Source organism: Streptomyces sp. NBC_01363, from assembly GCF_026340595.1.
Taxonomy (GTDB): Bacteria; Actinomycetota; Actinomycetes; order Streptomycetales; family Streptomycetaceae; genus Streptomyces.
In genome coordinates this window covers 2,287,523-2,308,711 of record NZ_JAPEPF010000002.1, presented here as the reverse complement: position 1 = coordinate 2,308,711, position 21,189 = coordinate 2,287,523, and the positions used below count along the sequence as shown (strand labels likewise).

Here is a 21,189-nt window from a genome sequence, read left to right as displayed (position 1 = left end):
ATGTGCGGGCTGGCCGGCTTCCTTTCGACTTCGCTGCACTCCGGTGCCACCACCGAGGTCATCACCTCGATGCTGTCGAACATCTGTCACCGCGGGCCGGACGAGGCCGGCTACTACCTGGATGACGGCATCGCCATGGGGGCGGTGCGGCTGGCGATCGTGGACCTCGCGGACGGCTCGCAGCCCATGTCCGACCCGTCACAGCGCTACTGGATCTGTTTCAACGGTGAGCTCTACAACCACATCGAGCTCCGCACGGAACTGGAAGCCCTCGGCCGCCCGTTCCGGACTGACCACTCCGACACCGAAGTGGTGCTCCAGGCGTGGATCCAGTGGGGAACGGACTGCTTCAGCCGGTTCAACGGAGCCTTCGCGGTCGCCATCAGGGACGCGGTCAGCGGCGACCTCGTACTGGCCCGCGACCGTTACGGCAAACGCCCGCTGTTCTACGCCGACCACGGCGGCGGCTTCCTGTTCGCGTCCGAGATGAAGGCGTTCCGTGCCTTCCCCGGGTTCCGTTTCGCCTTCGATCCGAGGGAACTGGCCACGATCTACGCCACGTGGACGCCGCTGCCCGACCGCACGCCGTACCAGGGAATCCGCCAGCTCCCGATGGGCTCCGTGCTGACGCTCGGCGCGGGTCGCCGCTCGCTGCGCCCTTACGAGGACCTCTCCTTCGACGTGCCCGGCTTCGACGGGTCCGAGGCCGAGGCGATCGAGCTCATCAGGGAGACCCTGCACACCAGCGTGGAGATGCGCCTGCGCTCCGACGTCGAGGTCGGCGTCTACCTCAGCGGCGGCCTGGACTCCTCGGTGGTGACGCGACTGGCCACCCAGCTCTCCCCGCACCAGGTCCGCACGTTCTCCGTGGCGTTCCAGGACAAGACCTTCGACGAGTCCGACAGCCAGCGCCTGGTCGCCGAGCATCTGGGCACCCTGCACTCCAGCGTCGCGATCACCGGCACGGACATCACCGACAACTTCCAGTCCGCCGTGTACCACGCCGAGGTACCCACCTTTCGTACCTCGTTCGTACCGATGTTCCTGTTGTCCCGGCACGTCCGCGACGCCGGCATCAAGACGATCCTCAGCGGCGAGGGCTCCGACGAGGCGTTCCTCGGCTACTCGCTCTTCCGCGAGACCCTGCTGCGCCGGCGGTGGAACGAACTCCCCGATGACGAGCGCCGTACCCGACTGGCCGGCCTGCACCCGGAGTTGACGCACTTCGGCCCCGCCCACCAGGCCCACCTGCTCGGGCTTTACCAGCAGTTCTCGGTGGAACGCCTGCCGGGCCTGTTCTCCCACGAGATGCGCTACCAGAACGGCCTGTTCGCCGCGCGCCTGCTCACCGACGGCCGCGAACCGTTCGGCGACCTGCTTGCCCTCGTCGCCGGGACTCCCGGCTACGCGCAGATGCCCGCGGTGCACAAGGCCCAGTGGCTGGAGTACAAGACGCTGCTGGCCGGATTCCTGTTGTCCACGCAGGGAGAGCGCGCCGCGCTGGCGCACGGCGTCGAGAACCGTTGCCCGTTCCTCGACCCGGCCGTGGTGCGCGCCGCCGCGTCGGTGAATCTGCGCTACGACGACGGTCAGGTCGAGAAGGCCCTGCTGAAGAAGGCATTCCGCGCCGAGCTCCCGGAGTGGACCACGCGGCGCCCCAAGCAGCCCTACCGCGCACCGGGCAGCACCACTTTCAAGGAGAATCGCCCGGACTACCTGGAACTGCTGCTGTCCGACCACGAGTTGGCCGAGCTCGGCTTCGTGGACCAGCGGTTCGCCCGCCGCCTGGTCAACAAGGTCATGGCGTCGCCGGTGGAGGAGATCAGCACCAAGGAGGACCACGCCTTCCTCTACCTACTGACGACCGCCGTGCTCCACCGACAATTCGTGCGGGGCGACGGCAGTCGGCCCGGCCGCCCGTCGACCGCCGCGCTGAACCTGCGTGTGACCGTGGACAACCGTCGTGCCGTGCAGCAAGCGGAGGAGACCCGATGAGCGCCGACGACATCGCGATCACCGGTCTCGCCCTGCGGTTCCCCGGTGCCGACACGCTGGCCGAGCTGTTCGACCACCTCTCGGCGGGACGCTCGCTGATCACCGAGGTTCCCGCGGAACGGTGGTCGAAGGAACGCTACTTGGGCGATCCGCGCGAGGACGAGGAGAAGACGAACAGTGTCTGGGCCGGGTTCATCGAGGACGCCGACCGCTTCGACGCCGCCTTCTTCAACATCTCCCCGCGCGAGGCGGAGACGATGGACCCCCAGCAGCGGTTCGCGCTGGAGCTGGCATGGCAGGCCATCGAGGACGCGGGATACCGGGCGGGCGAGCTCGCGGGCAGCCGCACGGGCGTGTTCATGGGCGTCTCCCACGCCGACTACGCCGAGCTGATCGAACGCGACGACGTGCCGACCGACGGCTACTTCCCGACCGGCACGGCGTTCTCCGTCGTCGCCAACCGGCTGTCCTACTTCTTCGACTTCCACGGCCCCAGCATCGCCAACGACACCGCCTGCTCCAGCTCCCTGGTCTCGCTCTACGAGGCCGTCACCGCACTGCGCAACGGCGACTGTGAGCTGGCGCTGGCCGGCGGGGTGAACCTGTGCTGGTCGCCGAAGCTGTTCGTGGCGTTCAGCAAGGCCGGCATGCTCTCCCCCACCGGCACCTCGCACGCCTTCGACCAGGGCGCCGACGGGTTCGTCCGCGGCGAGGGCGGCGCGGTCCTGCTGCTCAAACCGCTGGCCAAGGCGGTGGCGGACGGCGACCTGGTGCACGCGGTGGTCAAGGGCGTCGGCACCAACCACGGCGGCAAGACCAACTCGCTGACCGTGACCAACCCGGCCGCGCAGGCCGCACTGATCGAGGAGGTCCACACCCGCGCCAACATCGCGCCCGACACCGTGGGCTACATCGAGGCCCACGGGCCGGGCACACCGGTCGGCGATCCGATCGAGGTCGTCGGCCTCAAGCGCGCCTTCCAGAGCCTGCACGACGCCAACGGAACCCGGCCGCGGCCGGGCAGCACGGGCATCGGGTCGATCAAGACCAACATCGGTCACCTGGAATCGGCCGCCGGTGTGGCGGGCGTGGTGAAGGTGATCGGCGCGATGGCCGCCGGAGTGCTGCCGGCGACGGTCAACTTCGAGGCCCTGAACCCGTTGATCGACCTGGACGGCAGTCCGTTCTACATCGTCGGTGACTCGCGGCCGTGGCCGGTCGGCGAGGGCGTGCCGCGTCGGGCGGGCGTCAGTTCGTTCGGGTTCGGCGGGACCAACGCCCATGTGCTGCTGGAGGAACACGTCGGCGCGCGGCCGGCCGTCGAGAGGCCGGGACCGCATGTCGTCCCGCTCTCGGCGAAGACTCCGGAGCGGCTGCGCGCGCTGGCCGAGCGGTTGCGGGACCACCTGCGGGCACCGGAGCACTCGCTACGGCCGCGCCAGTCGCCGGCCGACATCGCCCACACGCTCCAGTTCGGCCGCGAACCCATGCGGGCCAGGGCCGCGTTCGTCGTCGCGGACCGGGAACAGCTCGTCGCCGCGCTGGAGTCCGTCGCGGACGGTGAGGTGCGCAACCCCGCCGGGGCCGGGCACGAGGTGGTGGCCGCGGCGGAGTCGTGGGTGCGCGGCGGGACCGCCGACTGGCCCCGGCACCCCGGGGCGCACCGCGTGCGGCTGCCGGCCTACCCGTTCGCCCGGGACCGGCACTGGTACGTGGCGCCGCGGTCCGGGATGCCGGACACCGCGACGCTGCACCCGCTCGTCCACCGGAACACCTCCGATCTGGCGCAGCAGCGCTACACCTCCGTGTTCACCGGCTCCGAGCCCTTCCTCGCCGCGCACCGGGTCCACGGCCGTCGGGTGCTGCCCGCGGCCGCCTACCTGGAGATGGCGCGGGCCGCCGTGGAGTGCGCGGCGCCGCGGGACGGGACGGTCCGGCTGCGCGACATCGCGTGGCGGCGGCCGCTCGTCGTCGACGAACCGGTCGAGGTACACATCGGGCTGACGCCGCGCGGTGACGCCATTGACTTCGCGTTTCTCCAGGGTGAGACGACCCACAGCACGGGCTCCGCCGAGGTCGTCCCGGTGCCGGAACCGTCGCCGCTGGACCTGGACGCCCTGCGCGTGTCCTGCCACACCTCGCGCGACACCGGCGAGATCTACGCGCGCCTGCGTGCCCAGCATCTGGAGTACGGGCCGGCCCTGCGCGCGCTGCGCGAGGTCCGGGTGGGGCGCGACGAGGCACTCGTCCGCATCCGCCCGACGGAGGGGGGCGGGTACGTGCTGCCGCCGAGTGTCCTGGATGCCGCCTTCCAGACATCCGTGGTCCTGATGGGCGAGGCGTCCGGCCCGACGCTGGCCTTCGCCCTCGACGAGCTCCAGGTCCACCGGCCCTGCCCGTCCGAGACATGGGCGTGGGTCCGGCGGAGCGGGGGCTCCGGGGCGCTCGCCACGTTCGACATCGACCTGTGCGACCGCGACGGCGTGCTGAGCGCCGGCCTGCGGGGGCTCGCCCAGCGCACCACCGACGCGGGTCCGCGCGTCGTCACGGCGATCCCCCGGTGGATCGACAGGCCGCTGAACGCCGACGGCGGTTCCCGCACCGCGCACACCATGGCCCTGCCGGGGATCACGCCGGCCCGCCCGGCCGACGGCATCGACGCCGTGACCGACCAGGCGTTCGCCGACGTCCAGCGGCTGCTCGCGGCCGGTCCCAAGGACGAGCACCGGTTCGTGGTACTGGTCGACGCCCGGGTACCGGCACACTTCCACGCACCTCTGGTGGGCCTGTTCCGCACGGTCGCGCTGGAGAACCCGCTCGTCTCGGGCCGCGTGGTACGGATCCCCGGCCTTCTGGCGATGTCCCCGGCAGAGGTGGCGCGGATCGTGCGCGAGGAGTGCGCCGACGGCTCCGCCGACACCGACGTCCGCTACACCGCCGACGGCGCCCGGCAGGTACGCGAGCCCGTCGAGACGCCGCTCGGCACCGGTCCGCAGGTGCCGGAGCTGCGGACCGGCGGCGTGTACTGGGTGACCGGTGGCCTGGGCGGCATCGGCCCGCACCTCGCCCGCTACTTGAGCCGTACGGAGGCGACGGTCGTCCTCGGCGGACGGTCCGCGGACGGCTCCGTGGAGTCCCTGCGCGCCGAGGGGGTCGACGCACACCACCTGCCGGTCGACGTCACCGACGCCCGAGCCGTGCGCGCCGCGGTCGAGACGATCCTGCGGGAGCACGGTGCGCTCCATGGCGTTGTGCACGCGGCCGGAGTGCTGCACGACCAGTACCTGCTGCGCAAGGACCTCACCGACGTCCGCCGCGTGACCGCGCCGAAGGTCCGGGGCGCGCTCTGCCTCGACGCCGCCACCCGCCATCTCGACCTGGACTTCTTCGTGCTGTTCTCCTCGGTCGCCGGTGTCTACGGAAACCCGGGGCAGTCCGACTACGCGGCGGCCAACGCCTTCCTGGACGCGTTCGCCGAGCACCGCCAGGCGCTGGTCGACGCGGGCGAGCGCAGTGGCAGGACCGTGGCCGTCAGCTGGCCGCTGTGGGCCGACGGCGGCATGACGGCGGACGAGGTAACCCGAGAGGCGCAGCGCCGCGAGCGCGGGTGGGAGCCGCTGCCCACGGAGGACGGGCTGCGCGCCTTCGGCCGGTCCCTGCGCGCCGACGCCCCCGCCCACGTCGTCGTCGCCTACGGCACCGAAGCCTCCCTGACCGGGCCGCGCCGCCCCGCGCCGGCCCGCCCCGCGCCGGCCCGCCCGGCGTCGTCCGGTGGCGCCGTCGACGGCAACCTGCAGGAGCAGACCGAGGAGCTGCTCACGGGGATCATCGCCGAGGTCCTCCGGCACGCCCCCGAGGACCTCGATACGACCGCCAACCTCATCGACTACGGCATCGACTCGCTGGGCATCCTGGGGGTGACCGCGCGGCTGGAGAAGCTGTTCGGGCCGCTGTCCAAGACGATCTTCTTCGAGTACCTGAACATCGCGGACGTGGCGGCGCACTTCGTGGAATCACGGCCCGAGCAGTTGGCGGCCGTGCTGGGAGCGAGCGGGGGCGCCGGCGCGCCGGCCGTCCCGGCAGCGGCTCCGGCCACGCGGTCCGAGGGCCGGGCGGAGCCCCGCGCGGTCGAGTCCGGCCGGGCGGAATCCGGCGACGTGGCACCCGAAACAGCAGAGCCCGCCAGGGCGGAGTCCGCCGCTGTCGTCGTCCGCGAACCAGAGCGCGACGACCGGCACGACATCGCGATCGTCGGCGTGTCCGGGCGCTACCCCGGTGCCGAGACCCTGGACGAGCTGTGGGAGCTTCTGGAGAGCGGCCGGCACGTGTTCGAGGAGATCCCCGCCGACCGCTGGGACCACGAGGCCGTCTACGACCGCGACCGGGCCGTGCCGGGCAAGACCGTGATCAGGACCGGGACGTTCCTCCGCGACATCGACACGTTCGACCCCCGGTACTTCCGCATCTCCAAGCGCGAGGCCGAGCAGATGTCCCCGGAGGTGCGGCTCTTCCTCCAGGCCGGCGTGCAGGCGTTGGAGGACGCCGGCTACTCGCGGGAGACCATCCACCGCCGTTACCAGGGCGACGTCGGCGTGCTCGTGGGGACCATGAGCAACCACTACAACCTGTACGGCTTCCAGAACAGTCTCACCCGCGGCGCCCCGCAGAGCGGCAGCTACACGGGCACGATCCCCAACATGCTGTCCTACTTCTACGGTCTGACCGGGCCATCGATCTTCGTGGACACCATGTGCTCGGCCTCGTCCACGTGCGTGCACCAGGCCGTGCAGATGCTGCGGTCCGGCGAGTGCCGGATGGTGGTCGCCGGCGGCATCAATCTGATGCTGCACCCGTACAACCTCATCACCTCGTCGCAGGAGCATTTCACCACCGGCACCTCCGACGTGATCCGCAGCTACGGCCACGGTGTGGACGGCACCATCCTCGGTGAGGGCGTCGGCGCGGTCGTGCTCAAGCCGCTGGTCGACGCCGAGCGCGACGGCGACCAGGTGTACGCAGTGATCCGGGGCACCGCCCTGTCCAACTCCGGTACCCGCAACGGCTTCACCGTGCCGAGCCCGGTGATGCAGGCACACGCGATCGAGAAGGCGCTGGACGACGCCGGTGTCGACCCGCGGACGATCAGCTACGTGGAGGGGCACGGCTCGGGCACCGCGCTGGGCGACCCGATCGAGGTCCGGGCGCTGACGTCGGCGTACCGGAAGTACACGGCGGCCAGGCAGTTCTGCGCGCTCGGCTCCGTCAAGTCCAACATGGGGCACCTGCTCGCGGCGGCCGGCATGATCGGTCTGGCCAAGGTGCTGCTCCAGTTCCGGCACGGCAAGCTGCTGCCGTCCCTGCACAGCGCGGAACTCAACCCGGACATCGACTTCACCGACACGCCGTTCTGGGTACAGCAGTCGGTGGCCGACTGGAGGCCGACGGTCACCTCGGCCGACGGCCGGCAGGTGCCCCGGCGGGCCGGCGTCACCTCGATCGGGGCCGGCGGGATGAACTCGCACATCATCCTGGAGGAATACCCCGAACGTCCGGTGCGCCGGGAGCCGTTCGGCGAGCAGCTGTTCGTGTTCTCGGCGATGAACGACGCAGCGCTCGGGCGCTACCTGGCCGCCTTCCGCGCCTACCTCGGCGGGGCGCGGGAGACCGACCTGCCCGACATCGCGTTCACCCTGCGGGTGGGCAAGAACGAGCTGCCCCACCGCTGGGCGTTCGTAGCAGCGGACAAACGGTCGGCGCTGGCAGCCGTGGACGGCTATCTCGCCGGCCGGCGGGACCTGCCCGCGCACGAGCTCGCCACGGCCTGGGTCGCCGGCAGGAGCGTCGACTGGGAGCGGCTGCCGGCAGAACGCCGGGTGTCGCTGCCCCCGTACCCGTTCGAGAAGGTGCGCTGCTGGGTCGAGCCGACCGACGGCGCGCCGACCGTGCTGGCCCCGCTGGCGTTGCGCGAGCGGCTGCACCCGTTCCTGGGGCGCAACGAGTCCGATGTCCGCGGCCTGCGCTACGGGATGGATGTCCGCCTCGCCGACCTGCTCGACTACGGCTACCGCCTGGACAAGGTGCCCGCCATCGCGCCGACCTTCGCCGTGGACCTCGCGCTGGCCACCGCGAAGGTCAGCGGGTTCGCCGAGCCGGCGTCCGTCCACGACCTCCGTGTGCTGCGGCCGATCGACTGGTCCGCGACCGAGCGGCTGGTCACGGAATTCGCCGACGGACACGGCACCGTCCGGACCGAGGACGGGTCGGCGGCTGTGGAGTTCACCGTGCGGGCCGCCACGGCGCCCTCGGGCCGGATCGAGTTGGCCGGGCTGCGGCCGGTCCGCACACGGGAGGAGTTCCTGGCCGAACTGACCACCGGCGGGCTGGACTTCAATGCGGCGGCGTGCGCGGTCGACGGCGTGTTCCGCGCCTCGGACGGCCGGACGGTGCTGAGCGTCGCCCGGCCCGCGTTCCAGCAGGACCACGTCCGGCGCAACGTCACCGTCGAGCCGTTCGTGCTCGTCGTGATCGCGCAGGGTGTGCAGTGGGAGGCCAAGCGCACCGGGGTGCCGGACTGGCCCCGGGTTGCGCTCAACCACATCGCGGAGATCCACGTACGGGCCGGGGCGGCGGTCACCCATGTGGTGTTCGGGGACGACCGGATCGAGCTGGTCGGGGAGAAGGGTGAGGTGGTCGGCGAGCTGCGCGGGGTGCGGCGCGGCGTCGACGGCGCGGAGCCGGCCGTACGCCCGGTGCCGCGGACCGCCCCGGCGCCGACGGCCCGGGGAGCGGCGGGCGTGCGGCCGGGCGGGTCCGCGCCGGGCGGGTCCGCGCTGGTCGAGGCGCTACGCTCCATCGCCGCCGGCCTCCTCAAGTTCGAGGCGGAGGAGCTCGATCCGCGTACCGGTCTGGACGCGTTCGGTTTTGACTCGATCTCGCTGGTGACCTTCGCGCAGGAGATCCACGAGCGGTTCGGCGTCAAGGTCAGCCCGGCGGTCTTCTTCGATGTCAGGACGTTGGAAGGGCTGGGCGCCCACCTGGCCGACGAACACGGTGTCACGGTGGCGGTCGAGTCCCGGCCGGTCCCGGTCGAGGCAGAGACGTCACCTGTCCGGAGCGAGGTCCAGCAGCCGCAGCCAGGACGGGCCGCGTCCGATCCGCGCATGCCGATCGCCGTCATCGGCGCGGCGGGGCGGTTCCCGGGCGCCCGCGACCTGGACGCGTACTGGGCGAACCTGGTGGCGGGCAAGGACTCCGTCACCGCGTTCCCCTGGCACCGGTACGACGCGGACCACCGCAGGGCCGTCGAGGCCCAGGACTTCCCCCAGCGGCTCGGTGCCCTGGAAGACGTCGACGCCTTCGACGCCGAGTTCTTCCGTGTCCTGCCGCGCGAGGCCGAGCTGATGGACCCCCAGCACCGCCTGGCGCTGGAGACGGTGTGGCAGGCGCTGGAGGACAGCGCGTACCGGCCGGCCGACCTGCCGGCCGGGACGGGCGTGTTCATCGGCGTCACGGGCAACGACTACGCGACCCTGCTCACCGCGCTCGGTGTGGCACCGGACGCGTTCACCTCGACCGGGACGACGCACTCGATCCTCGCCAACCGCATCTCGTACCTGCTCGACGTGCGGGGCCCGAGCGAACCGATCGACACGGCCTGCTCCAGCTCGCTGGTGGCGGTGCACCGCGCGATGGAGGCGATCCGTTCCGGCGCGTGCGACATGGCCGTCGCGGGCGGGGTGAACGTGCTGCTCAATACGGACACGTTCGTCAGCGCGCACCGTGCGGGCATGCTCAGCCCGGACGGCCTGTGCAAGACCTTCGACGCCGGCGCGAACGGCTATGTGCGGGGCGAAGGGGTCGGGGCGGTCGTGCTCAAGCCCTTGGCTGCGGCGGAGCGCGACGGTGACGCGATCCTCGGAGTGCTCAGGGGAAGCGCGTTCAACCACGGGGGCCGGGCGAATTCGCTGACCGCGCCCAACGCCGATGCCCAGGCCGAGCTCGTGACGACCGCCGTCGGCGACCTCGATCCCGACACCATCGGCTACATCGAGACGCACGGCACCGGTACGGCACTCGGCGATCCGGTGGAGGTGCGCGCGCTGCGCACGGCGTTCCGCCGACTGGGACGGAGCAACGACGGTGCGTGCGGCCTCGGTTCGGTCAAGACCAACATCGGTCACCTGGAGGCAGCCGCGGGCATCGCCGGGCTGCTGAAGGTGCTGCTCGCGCTCCGGCACGGCGTGCTGCCGGCGACTCAGCACCACCGGCAGGTCAACCCGTACATCGAACTGGACGGTGGTCCGTTCCACATCGTGCGGGAGAACACGTCCTGGCCACGGCCCCGCAACCGCGACGGCGATGCGGCACCGCGACGTGCCGGGGTGAGCAGCTTCGGTTTCGGTGGCGCCAACGCCCACGTCGTCGTCGAGGAGTACGTGCCCGGCGGCCAGGACACGGAGCACGCGGGGGCCGGCGGGAGTGTGGTGGTGCCACTTTCGGCACGCACCGCACGGCAGTTGACCGAGCGCGCCCGGGATCTGCTGGCCTACCTGGAGGAGTCGGACGAGGTACCGCTCCGGTCCGTCGCGTGGAGCCTGCAGGTCGGCCGTGAGGAGATGGCGGAGCGGGTCGGCTGGGTCGTCTCCTCGCGCGCCGAACTCGTCGACAGGCTGCGGGCGTTCGTCACCACCGGCGACCGCGGTGACGGCGGCGACCTGATCGGGCGGTGGACCGGCGGCGCCACCGTCGATTGGCGTGCGGTGTCCGACGGCCCGACGCCCGGTCGCGCGCACCTGCCCGGCTACCCCTTCGCCCGCGACCGGTTCTGGTTCCCCGGTATCAACAAGGCAGGCGCGAAGAAGGAGAGCGCGGAGAAGGAGAGCGAAGAGGGGGCGAGCACCGGGAGGGCGAGTGGCACGGTCCTGCTGACTCCGCGGTGGACGCCGACGCCCGCCGCCCCGACCGAACGGTACGACCGGCGCGTCGTCATCCTGTGCGGGGGTGCGGGTTCGGTGCCCGGAGCCATCCGCCTGGAGACAGCCAAGCAGCGGCCGGAGAGCCGGTTCCGTGACCTGTCGTGGCAGGTGGCCAAGGTCCTCCAGGGCCTCGACGACCGGCACGGCACCACACTGGTCCAGGTCGTCACCGACACCCCCGCCCTGGCGGGGCTGCTGCGGACCGTCGCCAAGGAGAACCCGCGAATCGTCGGCCAGGTCGTCGTCGTCGACGGTGCCGAGGGCGACGGCGGTGTCGACGTGGCCGCTGTCGTGGCGGAGAACGCGACCACCACGGATGACCTCGTCGTCCACCGCGGCGGTGTCCGGCACACGCTGACCTGGGCCCCGGCGCCTCGCGGCACGGACTCCTCGGCACCCTGGCGGGACGGCCGCGTATATCTCATCACGGGCGGCGCCAGTGGCATCGGTGCCCTGACGGCCCGCCGGATTGCCGCCGACGTGCGGCGGCCGACCCTCGTGCTCGCCGGCCGGTCACCGGGCGACGACCGGATCGAGCGCCTGCTCGCCGATCTGCGACAGGCCGGAGCGGTGGCGCAGTACGTGCGCGCCGACGTCTCCCGCTGGGAGGAGGTACGCCATCTCGTCGCCGAGGCCGGCGAGGTGAACGGGATCGTGCACGCCGCCGGCGTGGTGCGGGATTCGCTGCTCGCGGAGAAGACCTCCGAACAGTGGGACGACGTGCTCGCGGCCAAAGCGGACGGCCTCGTCCACCTCGACCGGGCCACCGAGCACTGTCCGCTGGATTTCGTGCTCGCGTTCTCCTCGGGGGCCGCGATCACCGGCAACCCCGGGCAGTCCGACTACGCCACCGCCAACGCCTGCCTCGACGCGTTCGCCGCGGTGCGCAACACCTGGGTCGCGAACGGACGTCGCCGCGGGCGCACGCTCTCCCTCGCCTGGCCGCTGTGGCAGGACGGCGGCATGCGGGTGAGCGACCGCACGCGGGCGTACCTGTGGGCGGACCGGGGGCTCGCGCCGATGCCCACGGAGGAGGGGTTCAGGGCGCTGAGCGACGCCTGGCACACGGGAGCGGACCAGGTGTGGGTGCACCACGGCGATCCGGACCGCGTGCCGACCGGAGCGCCGGCTCCGGTGCCCGCGGCGCCCGAGGTGCCCGCGGCGCCCACCACCGACGCGACCGTCCTCAACCACCTCCTCACCGTGTTCGCCGAGGTCACCAAGCTCGCGCCGGGGGCGGTGGACCCCGACCGCCCACTCGCCGAGATCGGCCTGGACTCGGTGATGGTCCTCCAGCTCAACCGCGCCCTGGCCGAGACCCGTCCCCACGTCTCTTCAACTCTCTTCTACGAGCAGCCGACCCTGCGGGCGGTGGCCGACCAACTCGCCGCCCACGGCGCGGAGTCGGCGCACCCACGGCCGGCCGCCACCGGCGAACCGCACGTCCACATCCGACAGCCGGTGGCCGACACCGCGCAGCGGGCCGTCCGCACGAACATGCCGACGGCCCGCGCCGAGGAGCCGATCGCGGTCATCGGGCTGAGCGGGCGCTACCCGGGCGCCGCCGACCCGGAACAGTTCTGGGACAACCTCAAGGCGGGCCGCGACGGCATCCGTGAGATCGACCGCTGGCCGCTGGACGACTTCTTCGAACCGGACCGCAACACCGCGGTCGCCACCGGTCGCAGCTACAGCAAGTGGGGCGGTTTCCTGGACGACTTCGCGGCGTTCGACCCCAGGTTCTTCGGCATCGCCCCCCGGGACGCGTACGCCATGGACCCGCAGGAGCGGCTCTTCGTGCAGGCCGCGTGGGAGGTGCTGGAGGACGCGGGCTACACCAGGGCATGCCTCGCCGAACGCCACGGCCACCGGGTCGGGGTGTTCGCCGGCGTCACCAAGGTCGGCCACGCCCGGCACGGCGTGGGCCGGCTGCCCTCCGGCGAACTCGTGGTGCCCGGCCTGTCGTTCGCCTCGCTGAGCGCCCGCGCCTCCTACCTGCTCGACCTGCGCGGACCGAGTCAGACGATCGACACGATGTGCTCGGCGTCGCTGACCGCGATCCACGAGGCGTGCGAACAACTCCGGTGCGGCGCCTGCGAGGTGGCGCTCGCCGGCGGCGTGAACCTCTACACGCACCCGCTGGACTACGTCGAACTGTGCCGCTCCGGCATGCTCTCGCCCGACCGGAGCTGCCGTAGCTTCGGCGCCGGCGGTCACGGCTTCGTCCCCGGTGAAGGCGTCGGATGTGTGCTGCTCAAGCCGCTGTCGCGCGCGGAGGCCGACGGGGACCGCGTGCTCGCGGTGATCCGAGGCTCCAGCGTCAACCACGGCGGCCGCACCACCGGCTACACCGTGCCGAGTCCGGTCGCCCAGGCCGCCCTGATCCGGCAGGCGTTGGACCGGGCCGGTGTCTCCGCCCGGCAGGTCGGTTACGTCGAGGCACACGGCACCGGCACCGAACTGGGCGACCCGATCGAGATCACGGGCCTGACCAGGGCATTCGAACAGGACACCGCGGACCGGCAGTACTGCGCGATCGGCTCGGTGAAGTCGGGCATCGGCCACCTGGAGGCCGCGGCCGGGGTGGCCGGTCTGACCAAGGTCCTGCTCCAGCTCAGGCACCGGCAGCTCGTGCCGAGCCTGCACGCCGACGAGCCCAACCCGAACATCGACTTCGCGTCGACCCCGTTCCGGCTCCAGCGTGAGCTGAGCCCATGGCACTCCGACGGCCCGCGGATCGCGGCGGTGTCCTCCTTCGGTGCCGGCGGCTCGAACGCGCACCTGATCGTCGAGGAGTATCCCGTGCGGCCCACTGACGGTGCGACCAGCAGCCCAGCGCAGATCGTCGTCCTCTCGGCGAGGACGCCCGAGCACCTCACCAGGTCCGTCGACAGGCTGGCCTCCTTCCTCGACCGCCACCCGGACACCGACTTCGCAGACCTGGCCTTCACGCTCCAGGTCGGCCGGGAGGCGATGCCCGAACGGTACGCGCTCGCGGTGTCCTCGACCGCTGAGCTGAGGAGTGGTCTGAGGGCCGGCCGGGGGCACCGGGGCACCGTCGAGGCCGAGGGTGGTCTGCTCGCGGAGCTCACCGGCGACAGCGATCTCCAGGAACTGCTGGTGCAGCGGTGGCTCGCCGTCGGCAAGCTCTCCGAGGTCGCGGCGCTGTGGGCGTCGGGCGCCGAGGTGGACTGGGCGCGCCTGCACCAGGGGGTGCCGCGCCGACCGGTGTCCCTGCCGACGTACCCGTTCGCCAAGGAGCGGTTCTGGATCGGTGACCTGACCGGCCCGGGGCCCGCGCCGGTGCCCGCTCCGGTCCCCGCAATCGTGGTCACGCACCGGAGTCCGGACGAACTGGTGCCCGCCGTGGTGCGGGACAAGATCGCCCGCGCGCTGGCGTTGCGGGTCGACGAGATCGACGGCGGGCAGGCGTTCGCCGACTACGGCCTGGACTCGATTCTCGCGATCCGTGTGGTGCACCAGCTCAACGACGCACTGTCGCTGGACCTGCCGACGAGCGTGGTCTTCGACTTCAGCTCGGCCGACCGGCTGGCCGCGCATCTGCTCGCCGAGTACGGGGACACCATCGTCTGTAGCGAGGACGTCCCGGACACGGCGTCAGGTCCACCGACCGTCCCGGAACCGGTCGTGGCGCCCGCGTCCGTGAGGAACGAGCATCGGGAAAGCCGTTCGGCGGACGGGGAGCGCGGACCGATCGCGGTGATCGGCATGAGCGGCCGGTTCGCCGGCGCCGACTCGCTCGACGGACTCTGGACGCATCTGGTCAACGGCGACGACCTGGTCACCGAGGCGACCCGGTTCGACCTCGACGGCCTGAGCGCCTGCACCCGGGGCGGCTTCCTGCACCGCATCGACGAGTTCGACGCGATGTTCTTCGGCATCTCCGGCACCGAAGCCGCCGTGATGGACCCCCAGCAGCGGCTGCTGCTCGAAGAGTCCTGGAAGGCCTTGGAGGACGCCGGCTACGCCGGCCGGACGGGCGGGCAGCGCTGCGGCGTCTACGTCGGCGCGTGGGCGGGCGACTACCAGGGGCTCCTCGGCCAGGACGCACCGGCGCAGGCCCTGTGGGGCAACATGACGTCGGTCATCCCCAGCCGGGTCTCCTACTTCCTCGACCTCAAGGGGCCGGCCATCGCCGTCGACACCTCGTGCTCCAGCTCGCTCGTGGCGATCGACCTGGCCTGCAAGGACCTCCGGTCCGGTGAGACGTCGATGGCGTTGGCGGGCGGGGTGTTCCTCCAGTCCACGCCACGGCTGTACGGGCTCGCCGGCCGCGCCGGGATGCTCTCGCCGACCGGCCGCTGCCACACCTTCGACCACCGCGCCGACGGGTTCGTGCCCGGCGAGGGTGTCGGCGTCGTCGTACTCAAACGCCTGGCGGACGCGCTGGCCGACGGCGACCACATCCACGGCGTGATCAAGGCGAGCGGGGTCAACCAGGACGGCGCCACCAACGGCATCACGGCGCCGAGTTCGGTGTCCCAGGAAACCCTGCTCGGCGAGGTGTACGAGCAGTTCGGCGTCGACGTGGAGCGCATCGGGCTCGTCGAGGCGCACGGAACCGGCACCAAGCTCGGCGACCCCATCGAGTTCCAGGCGCTCGACCGGGCCTTCCGCGCCCGCACCGGCAAGTCGGAGTACTGCGCGCTCGGTTCACTGAAGACCAACATCGGCCACACCCAGTTCGCGGCCGGCGTCGCCGGCGTGCTCAAGGTGCTGCTGGCGATGAAGCACGGGCAGATCCCGGCCTCGCTGCACTTCGAGGCCCCCAACGAGGCGATCTTCCTCGCCGGAAGCCCGTTCTACGTGAACACCCGCACCCGGCGCTGGGAGTCGCCCGCCGGCGTGCCGCGGTGCGGGGTGGTGAGTTCCTTCGGCGCCAGCGGGACCAACGCGCACCTCGTGCTCGAAGAGGCCCCGCCCGTGGCCCGCGCCACGACGCAGCAGGCCGAACACGTGGTGGTGCTGTCGGCCGGCACCGAGCAGCAACTCGCCGAACAGCGGCGCCGGCTGGCGGCGCACATCCGCGCCGAGGCGTCCCTCGACCTCGGCGACCTCGCGTACACGCTGGCTGTCGGGAGGGCGCGTCTCGCGCACCGGTTCGCCTGCGTGGTCCGTGATCCCGGCGAACTGCTCCAGGTCCTCGACGGCACGCTCCCGGCCCGCAGGCCCGACGACGACCGGATGCCCGCCCAGGGCAGGCGCATCCCGCTGCCGACCTACCCCTTCGCCCGCGACCGGCACTGGCCCACGACCGGCGGCGCACGGGTGACGTTGACGCGTGCGGACGGCCTGCTGCGCGACCACGTGGTGCAGGGCCGCCACATCCTGCCCGCGGTCGCCCATCTCGAACTGGCACGCATGGCAGTGGGCGCCCGCACGGTGCGGATGCGCCACGTGACGTGGGTGCGGCCGCTGGAGGTCGCGGACGATCCGGTCGACGTACGGGTCGAGGTGCGCGCGGCCGGCAAGGGCGGTCGGCGATTCGAGATCACCACGGGCAACGCCGTCTGCTGTGAGGGCGGCATCGCCCCGTCCGACGCCCCGCGCCCGGCACGGGTCGACCTCGCCGCACTGCGCGCGCACTGCCCGGAAACCGTGTCCGCCGACCGGATCCGCGAGGCCCTGGCGGCGAAGGGCATCGAGCACGGGCCGACCCTGCGAGCGATCCGGCAGGCGCACGTCGGCGCCGGGACCGTCCTGGCCGAACTGGTGCTGCCCGGGTCGGCGGAACCGGGGTTGCTGACGCCCGCGATGCTGGACTCGGCGATCCAGGCGTCGGTCGCGGCCCACCTCACCGCGTTGGAAGACACTGCCGTGCCGTTCGCCCTGGAACAGCTCGACCTGTTCGCGCCGTGCACGCCGACGATGTGGGCAGTGGTGCGGGGCGTCGCGTCCGGGCCGCTCGGCAAGCTGGACGTCGACCTGGTCGACGCCGACGGCGAGGTCTGCGTACGGCTGACCGGGTACTCCGCGCGCCGCACCGCCCCGAGGGCCGGACGGGCCGAGCCCGCGGCGCTGTTCGCGCCCGTGTGGGACCCGGTCACCGCGTCCGAGGCGCCCGTGCCGCAAGCGGCGGACCGGGTGCTGGTCGTCGGCCGGCCCGGCGCGCTCGAAACCGCCCTGCCCTGGCCGTTGCCGCCATCGGCGACCGTCGAGGAGGTGACCGACGCGCTCCGTGACCTCGGGCCGGTCGACCACCTGGTCTGGGCCGCGCCCGAGGCCGCCCTCGGCCCCACCGACGCCGCCGGGTACGCGGCGGCCCAGGACGAGGGCGTCGTCCCGGCCTTCCGCATGATCAAGGCACTGGTCGGTGCCGGGTACGACGCCCGGCCGCTGGGGATCACCCTGATCACCACACGTGCGCTCGCCACCCACGCCCAGGACCCCGTCCAGCCGGCGCACGCCGGACTGCACGGCCTGTTCGGGTCGTTGGGACGGGAGTACCCGCAGTGGACCGTGCGCCGCGTCGACCTCGACGGCCCCGAGTGGCCCGCCGACCTCGCGGCCCTGCCCGCCCGGTCACCCGACGACGCGTGGGTCCGACGGGCCGGGCAGTGGCTCGCCCGGCGCTGGGCACCGTGTGCGGCACCGGCACAACCGGTGTACCGCGAGGGCGGCGTCTACGTCGTGATCGGCGGTACCGGCGGCCTGGGCACGGCCTGGACCCGGCACGTGGTGCAGCGCCACGGCGCACACGTCATGTGGATCGGCCGGAGCCCGCACGACGCGTCCGTGACGGAGAAGCTCCGCTCCGTGACCGGGCGCGGCACGGTCGGCTATCTCAGCGCCGACGCCGGGGACCCGGACGCGCTGCGCCGTGCCGTCGCGGAGATCAGGCGGCGCCATCCGCGGATCCACGGGGTGGTGCAGGCCGCACTCGTGCTGCGGGACAGCACGTTCGCCAGAATGGACGAGGCCGCGCTCCGCGCTGCGCTGCGGGCCAAGGTCGACGTCACGACCGCGATGGCCGAGGTCTTCGACGGTGCGGGACTGGACTTCGCCGTACTGCTGTCGTCGATGCAGTCCTTCACCACGGCGGCCGGCCAGGGCAACTACGCGGCCGGGTGCACCTTCAGCGACGCCTATGCACAGGCGCTCGGCGCGCACTGGGACACACCGGTCAGGGTCATGAACTGGGGCTGGTGGGGCACCTTGGGGAGCGTCACGTCCGCGTTCTACCGGGAGCGGATGGGCCGGGCCGGGCTGGTGTCGATCGAGCCGAACGAGGGGCTCGCCGCCATGGATGCGCTGCTCGGCGGGGACCAGCGGCAGCTCGCGTTCGTCAAGACGAACCAGCACAACACGTTGGCCCACTTCGACCGCGCCACCGAGGTCACCGTGCACGGGCCGACGTCGTCACGGGTCAGCGGCGAGCTGCTGACCGCGTCCGACGGCGCGGACGACCGCATGGACGAGGTCGTGCGGTGGCGTCGGACCGAGCGCGATCCGTGGCTGGCCAAGGTCCTTTCGGCACAGGTGGCGCACCTCGACCCCACGACGGTCCTGCCGTCGTACGCCGCGTGGTGGGAGCACGCCCGGCGCGTCCTGGTGCCGGCCGGGCCGGTGGACGAGGTGCTCGGGCAGTGGGACCGGCAGTGCACGCTGTGGTCGGCCGACTCCGACCGCAGGTCCGAGCTGCGGTTGGCCTCCGCCACGCTCACCACGCTGCCGGACATCCTCACCGGCCGGATCCGGCCCACCGACATCATCTTCCCGCGCGGTTCCATGGAACTGGTGGAGGGCTGCTACCGGGACAATCACGTCGCCGACGTGTTCAACCGTGCCATGGCACGGGCCGCCGTCTCCGTCGTCTCGGAGCGGTTGCGCCGGGAACCCGGCGCACGGCTGCGGATCCTGGAGATCGGCGCCGGTACCGGCGGGACCAGCGCGGGAATGTTCGCCGCGCTCAAGCCGTACCAGGACAGCATCGAGAGTTACCTCTACACGGACCTGTCCAAGGCGTTCCTCAACCACGCGCGTGCCACCTACGGGCCGGGCGTGCCGTACCTGGACTGCCGGCTGCTCGACATCGAACAGCCGCTGGCCGGGCAGGACATCGCCGAGGGGTGTTTCGATCTCGTGATCGCCGCCAACGTGCTGCACGCGACCAGGGACACCCGCACCACCCTGCGCAACGCCAAGGCCGCCCTGCGGGCCGGCGGGTGGCTCCTGTTGAACGAGTTGTCGGCGTTCGACCTGTTCAGCCATGTCACGTTCGGACTGCTCGAAGGCTGGTGGCTGTTCGACGACCGGTCGCTGCGCATTCCGGGCTCCCCCGCGCTCTCGCCGGAGAGTTGGCGGGAGGTGCTGGCCGGAGAGGGTTTCCGCACCGTGGTGTTCCCGCTGTCGCAGGCGCTCCCCCTGGGGCAGCAGATCATCGCGGCGGAGAGCGACGGAGTGGCTCGGCAGCGGAGCAGGGCCGTGGCGGAGGGAAGCGCGCGGCGCGCAGTCGGCGGCGCGGAGCGGCCGGCGCCGCAACCGCAGCCCACACCCGCCGCGACTCCCTCGCCGCATCCCCCGTCCACACGTCCTGCGGCCGCCCCGGTGTCCGAGCCCCGCTCCACGCCCGTGAGCCCCCCGACCGAGCGGACCGGGCCCGCCCCCTCCCCCGCACCGACGACGCGATCCGGCCTGACCACGCTTCTCCTCGACAAGGCCGCCGCCGTCCTGGGCATCCCCGCCGACCGGATCGACCCCTCGACCCCACTCACCGATTACGGCTTGGACTCCCTCCTCGTCCTCCAACTCACCAGCGCCCTGCGCGAGGACCTCGGCGCGGACATCCCCGCCACCCTGCTCTTCGACATCGCCTCCATCGACGGCCTGACCTCCCACTTCGCGGGCCCGGCAAGCGAACGGTGGAACCTCTCCCGCGGTCAGCTGACCATGTACCAGGACCAACGGCGCCAACCGGAGTCGGCCGCCTACAACCTCCCGCTGCTCTTCGAGCTCCACGGCGACCTGGACGAGACGGCCCTGGAACGGGCGGTCCGCGCGCAGACGGAGATCCACCCGGTGCTGAGTGCACTCTTCGGTGAGCGGGACGGCGTGCCGTACATGGACATCGCCCCGACCAGGGCCCCGTCGTTCGACCGGGTCACTCTCACGGCCACCTCGCGCGAGGCTCAACTGGCCGCGCTGCGGGACCTGGCCGACGTCCCGTTCGACCTGACGACCGGTCCGCTGGTCCGGGCCCACCTGGTCTCCCTCCCCGGACGACGACGGCTGCTGCTGCTCACCGCGCACCACATCCTGCTGGACGGCACGTCGACGGCCGTCCTGATCCGCACGCTCAAAGCGGCCTACCGGGGCGACGGAGGTCCGGGCCGCATCCCCTACTGCGACTTCGTCACCTGGGAAGAAGCGCTGCTCGACGGCGTACGGGCAGCGCCGCACCGGGACTACTGGCTCCGTGAGCTGGCGGGACCTCGCACGGCGCTCGCGCTGCCCTACGACCGTCCGTACGACCGGGAGCGGCTGCCCCGCGTGGAGGTGATGCGGGAGAAGCTGTCGCCGGCGCTGGCCGCCGCACTCGCCGGCACGGCACGGGAACACCGGGTCAGTGTCGCCACGGTGCTGTTCACGACGTTCGTACGGTTCCTGCACCGGCTGACGGGACAGGACGACCTGGTCCTGGGCGTGACTGCGGCCGCCCGCTACGAGGAGCGGTTCCGGGACGTGGTCGGCCAGTTCGCGAACTGCCTGCCCCTTCGGTGCACGGCCACCGGCAGCTTCTCCGAGCTGCTCGCGTCCGTGCAGCGCACGATGGTGGCCGGTATCGAACACGGCGCCTACCCGCTGCGGGAAATCGCCCGAGTGCTGGGCACCGACGACGAACCGCTGGTCCTGACGAACTTCCTGTTCCAGAACTTCGAGGGCGCCGAACTGCTCACCGATGACTCACCGGCCGCGGAGGGCGAGTTGGACCTGCGCCCGTTCGACGACCTGCCATATGCCGGAGAGTATGTACTTTCCCTGGAATTCTATCGGGAGGGTGAAGGCTACAAAGCATTTCTCAAATACGACGCAAACGTATTCACCGAAGCCACGGCGCGACACATGATGGACGAGTGGCATACGACCGTCCAGAATGAGATGGGCATGCAACAAGGGGCCATTTCTGTCGATGTCACCCGCCGATGAAGAGCGAAACCATGAAGATCGGCATCATTCGGGGCGGCGCGACGCCGGGCGC

2 protein-coding genes are annotated in these 21,189 nt (G+C 71.9%); both read left to right on the top strand.

The genetic code is table 11. The features are described 5' to 3' along the window. Positions 1–1,995, top strand: a complete 1,995-nt coding sequence (asnB, locus tag OG611_RS38005; RefSeq protein ID WP_266430891.1) for an asparagine synthase (glutamine-hydrolyzing) — start codon at positions 1–3, stop codon at positions 1,993–1,995. Beyond that, entirely contained in the window at positions 1,992–21,137 is a 19,146-nt protein-coding gene (locus OG611_RS38000) for an SDR family NAD(P)-dependent oxidoreductase (RefSeq protein ID WP_266430889.1), read from the top strand. Before asnB ends, OG611_RS38000 begins: the two co-directional genes overlap by 4 nt. Positions 21,138–21,189: the final 52 nt, after the last annotated feature.

Excerpts from the sequence above, each read along its gene's own strand:
- asnB (WP_266430891.1), top strand. The coding sequence starts at position 1 with ATGTGCGGGCTGGCCGGCTTCCTTTCGACTTCGCTGCACTCCGGTGCC.
- OG611_RS38000 (WP_266430889.1), top strand. The coding sequence starts at position 1,992 with ATGAGCGCCGACGACATCGCGATCACCGGTCTCGCCCTGCGGTTCCCC.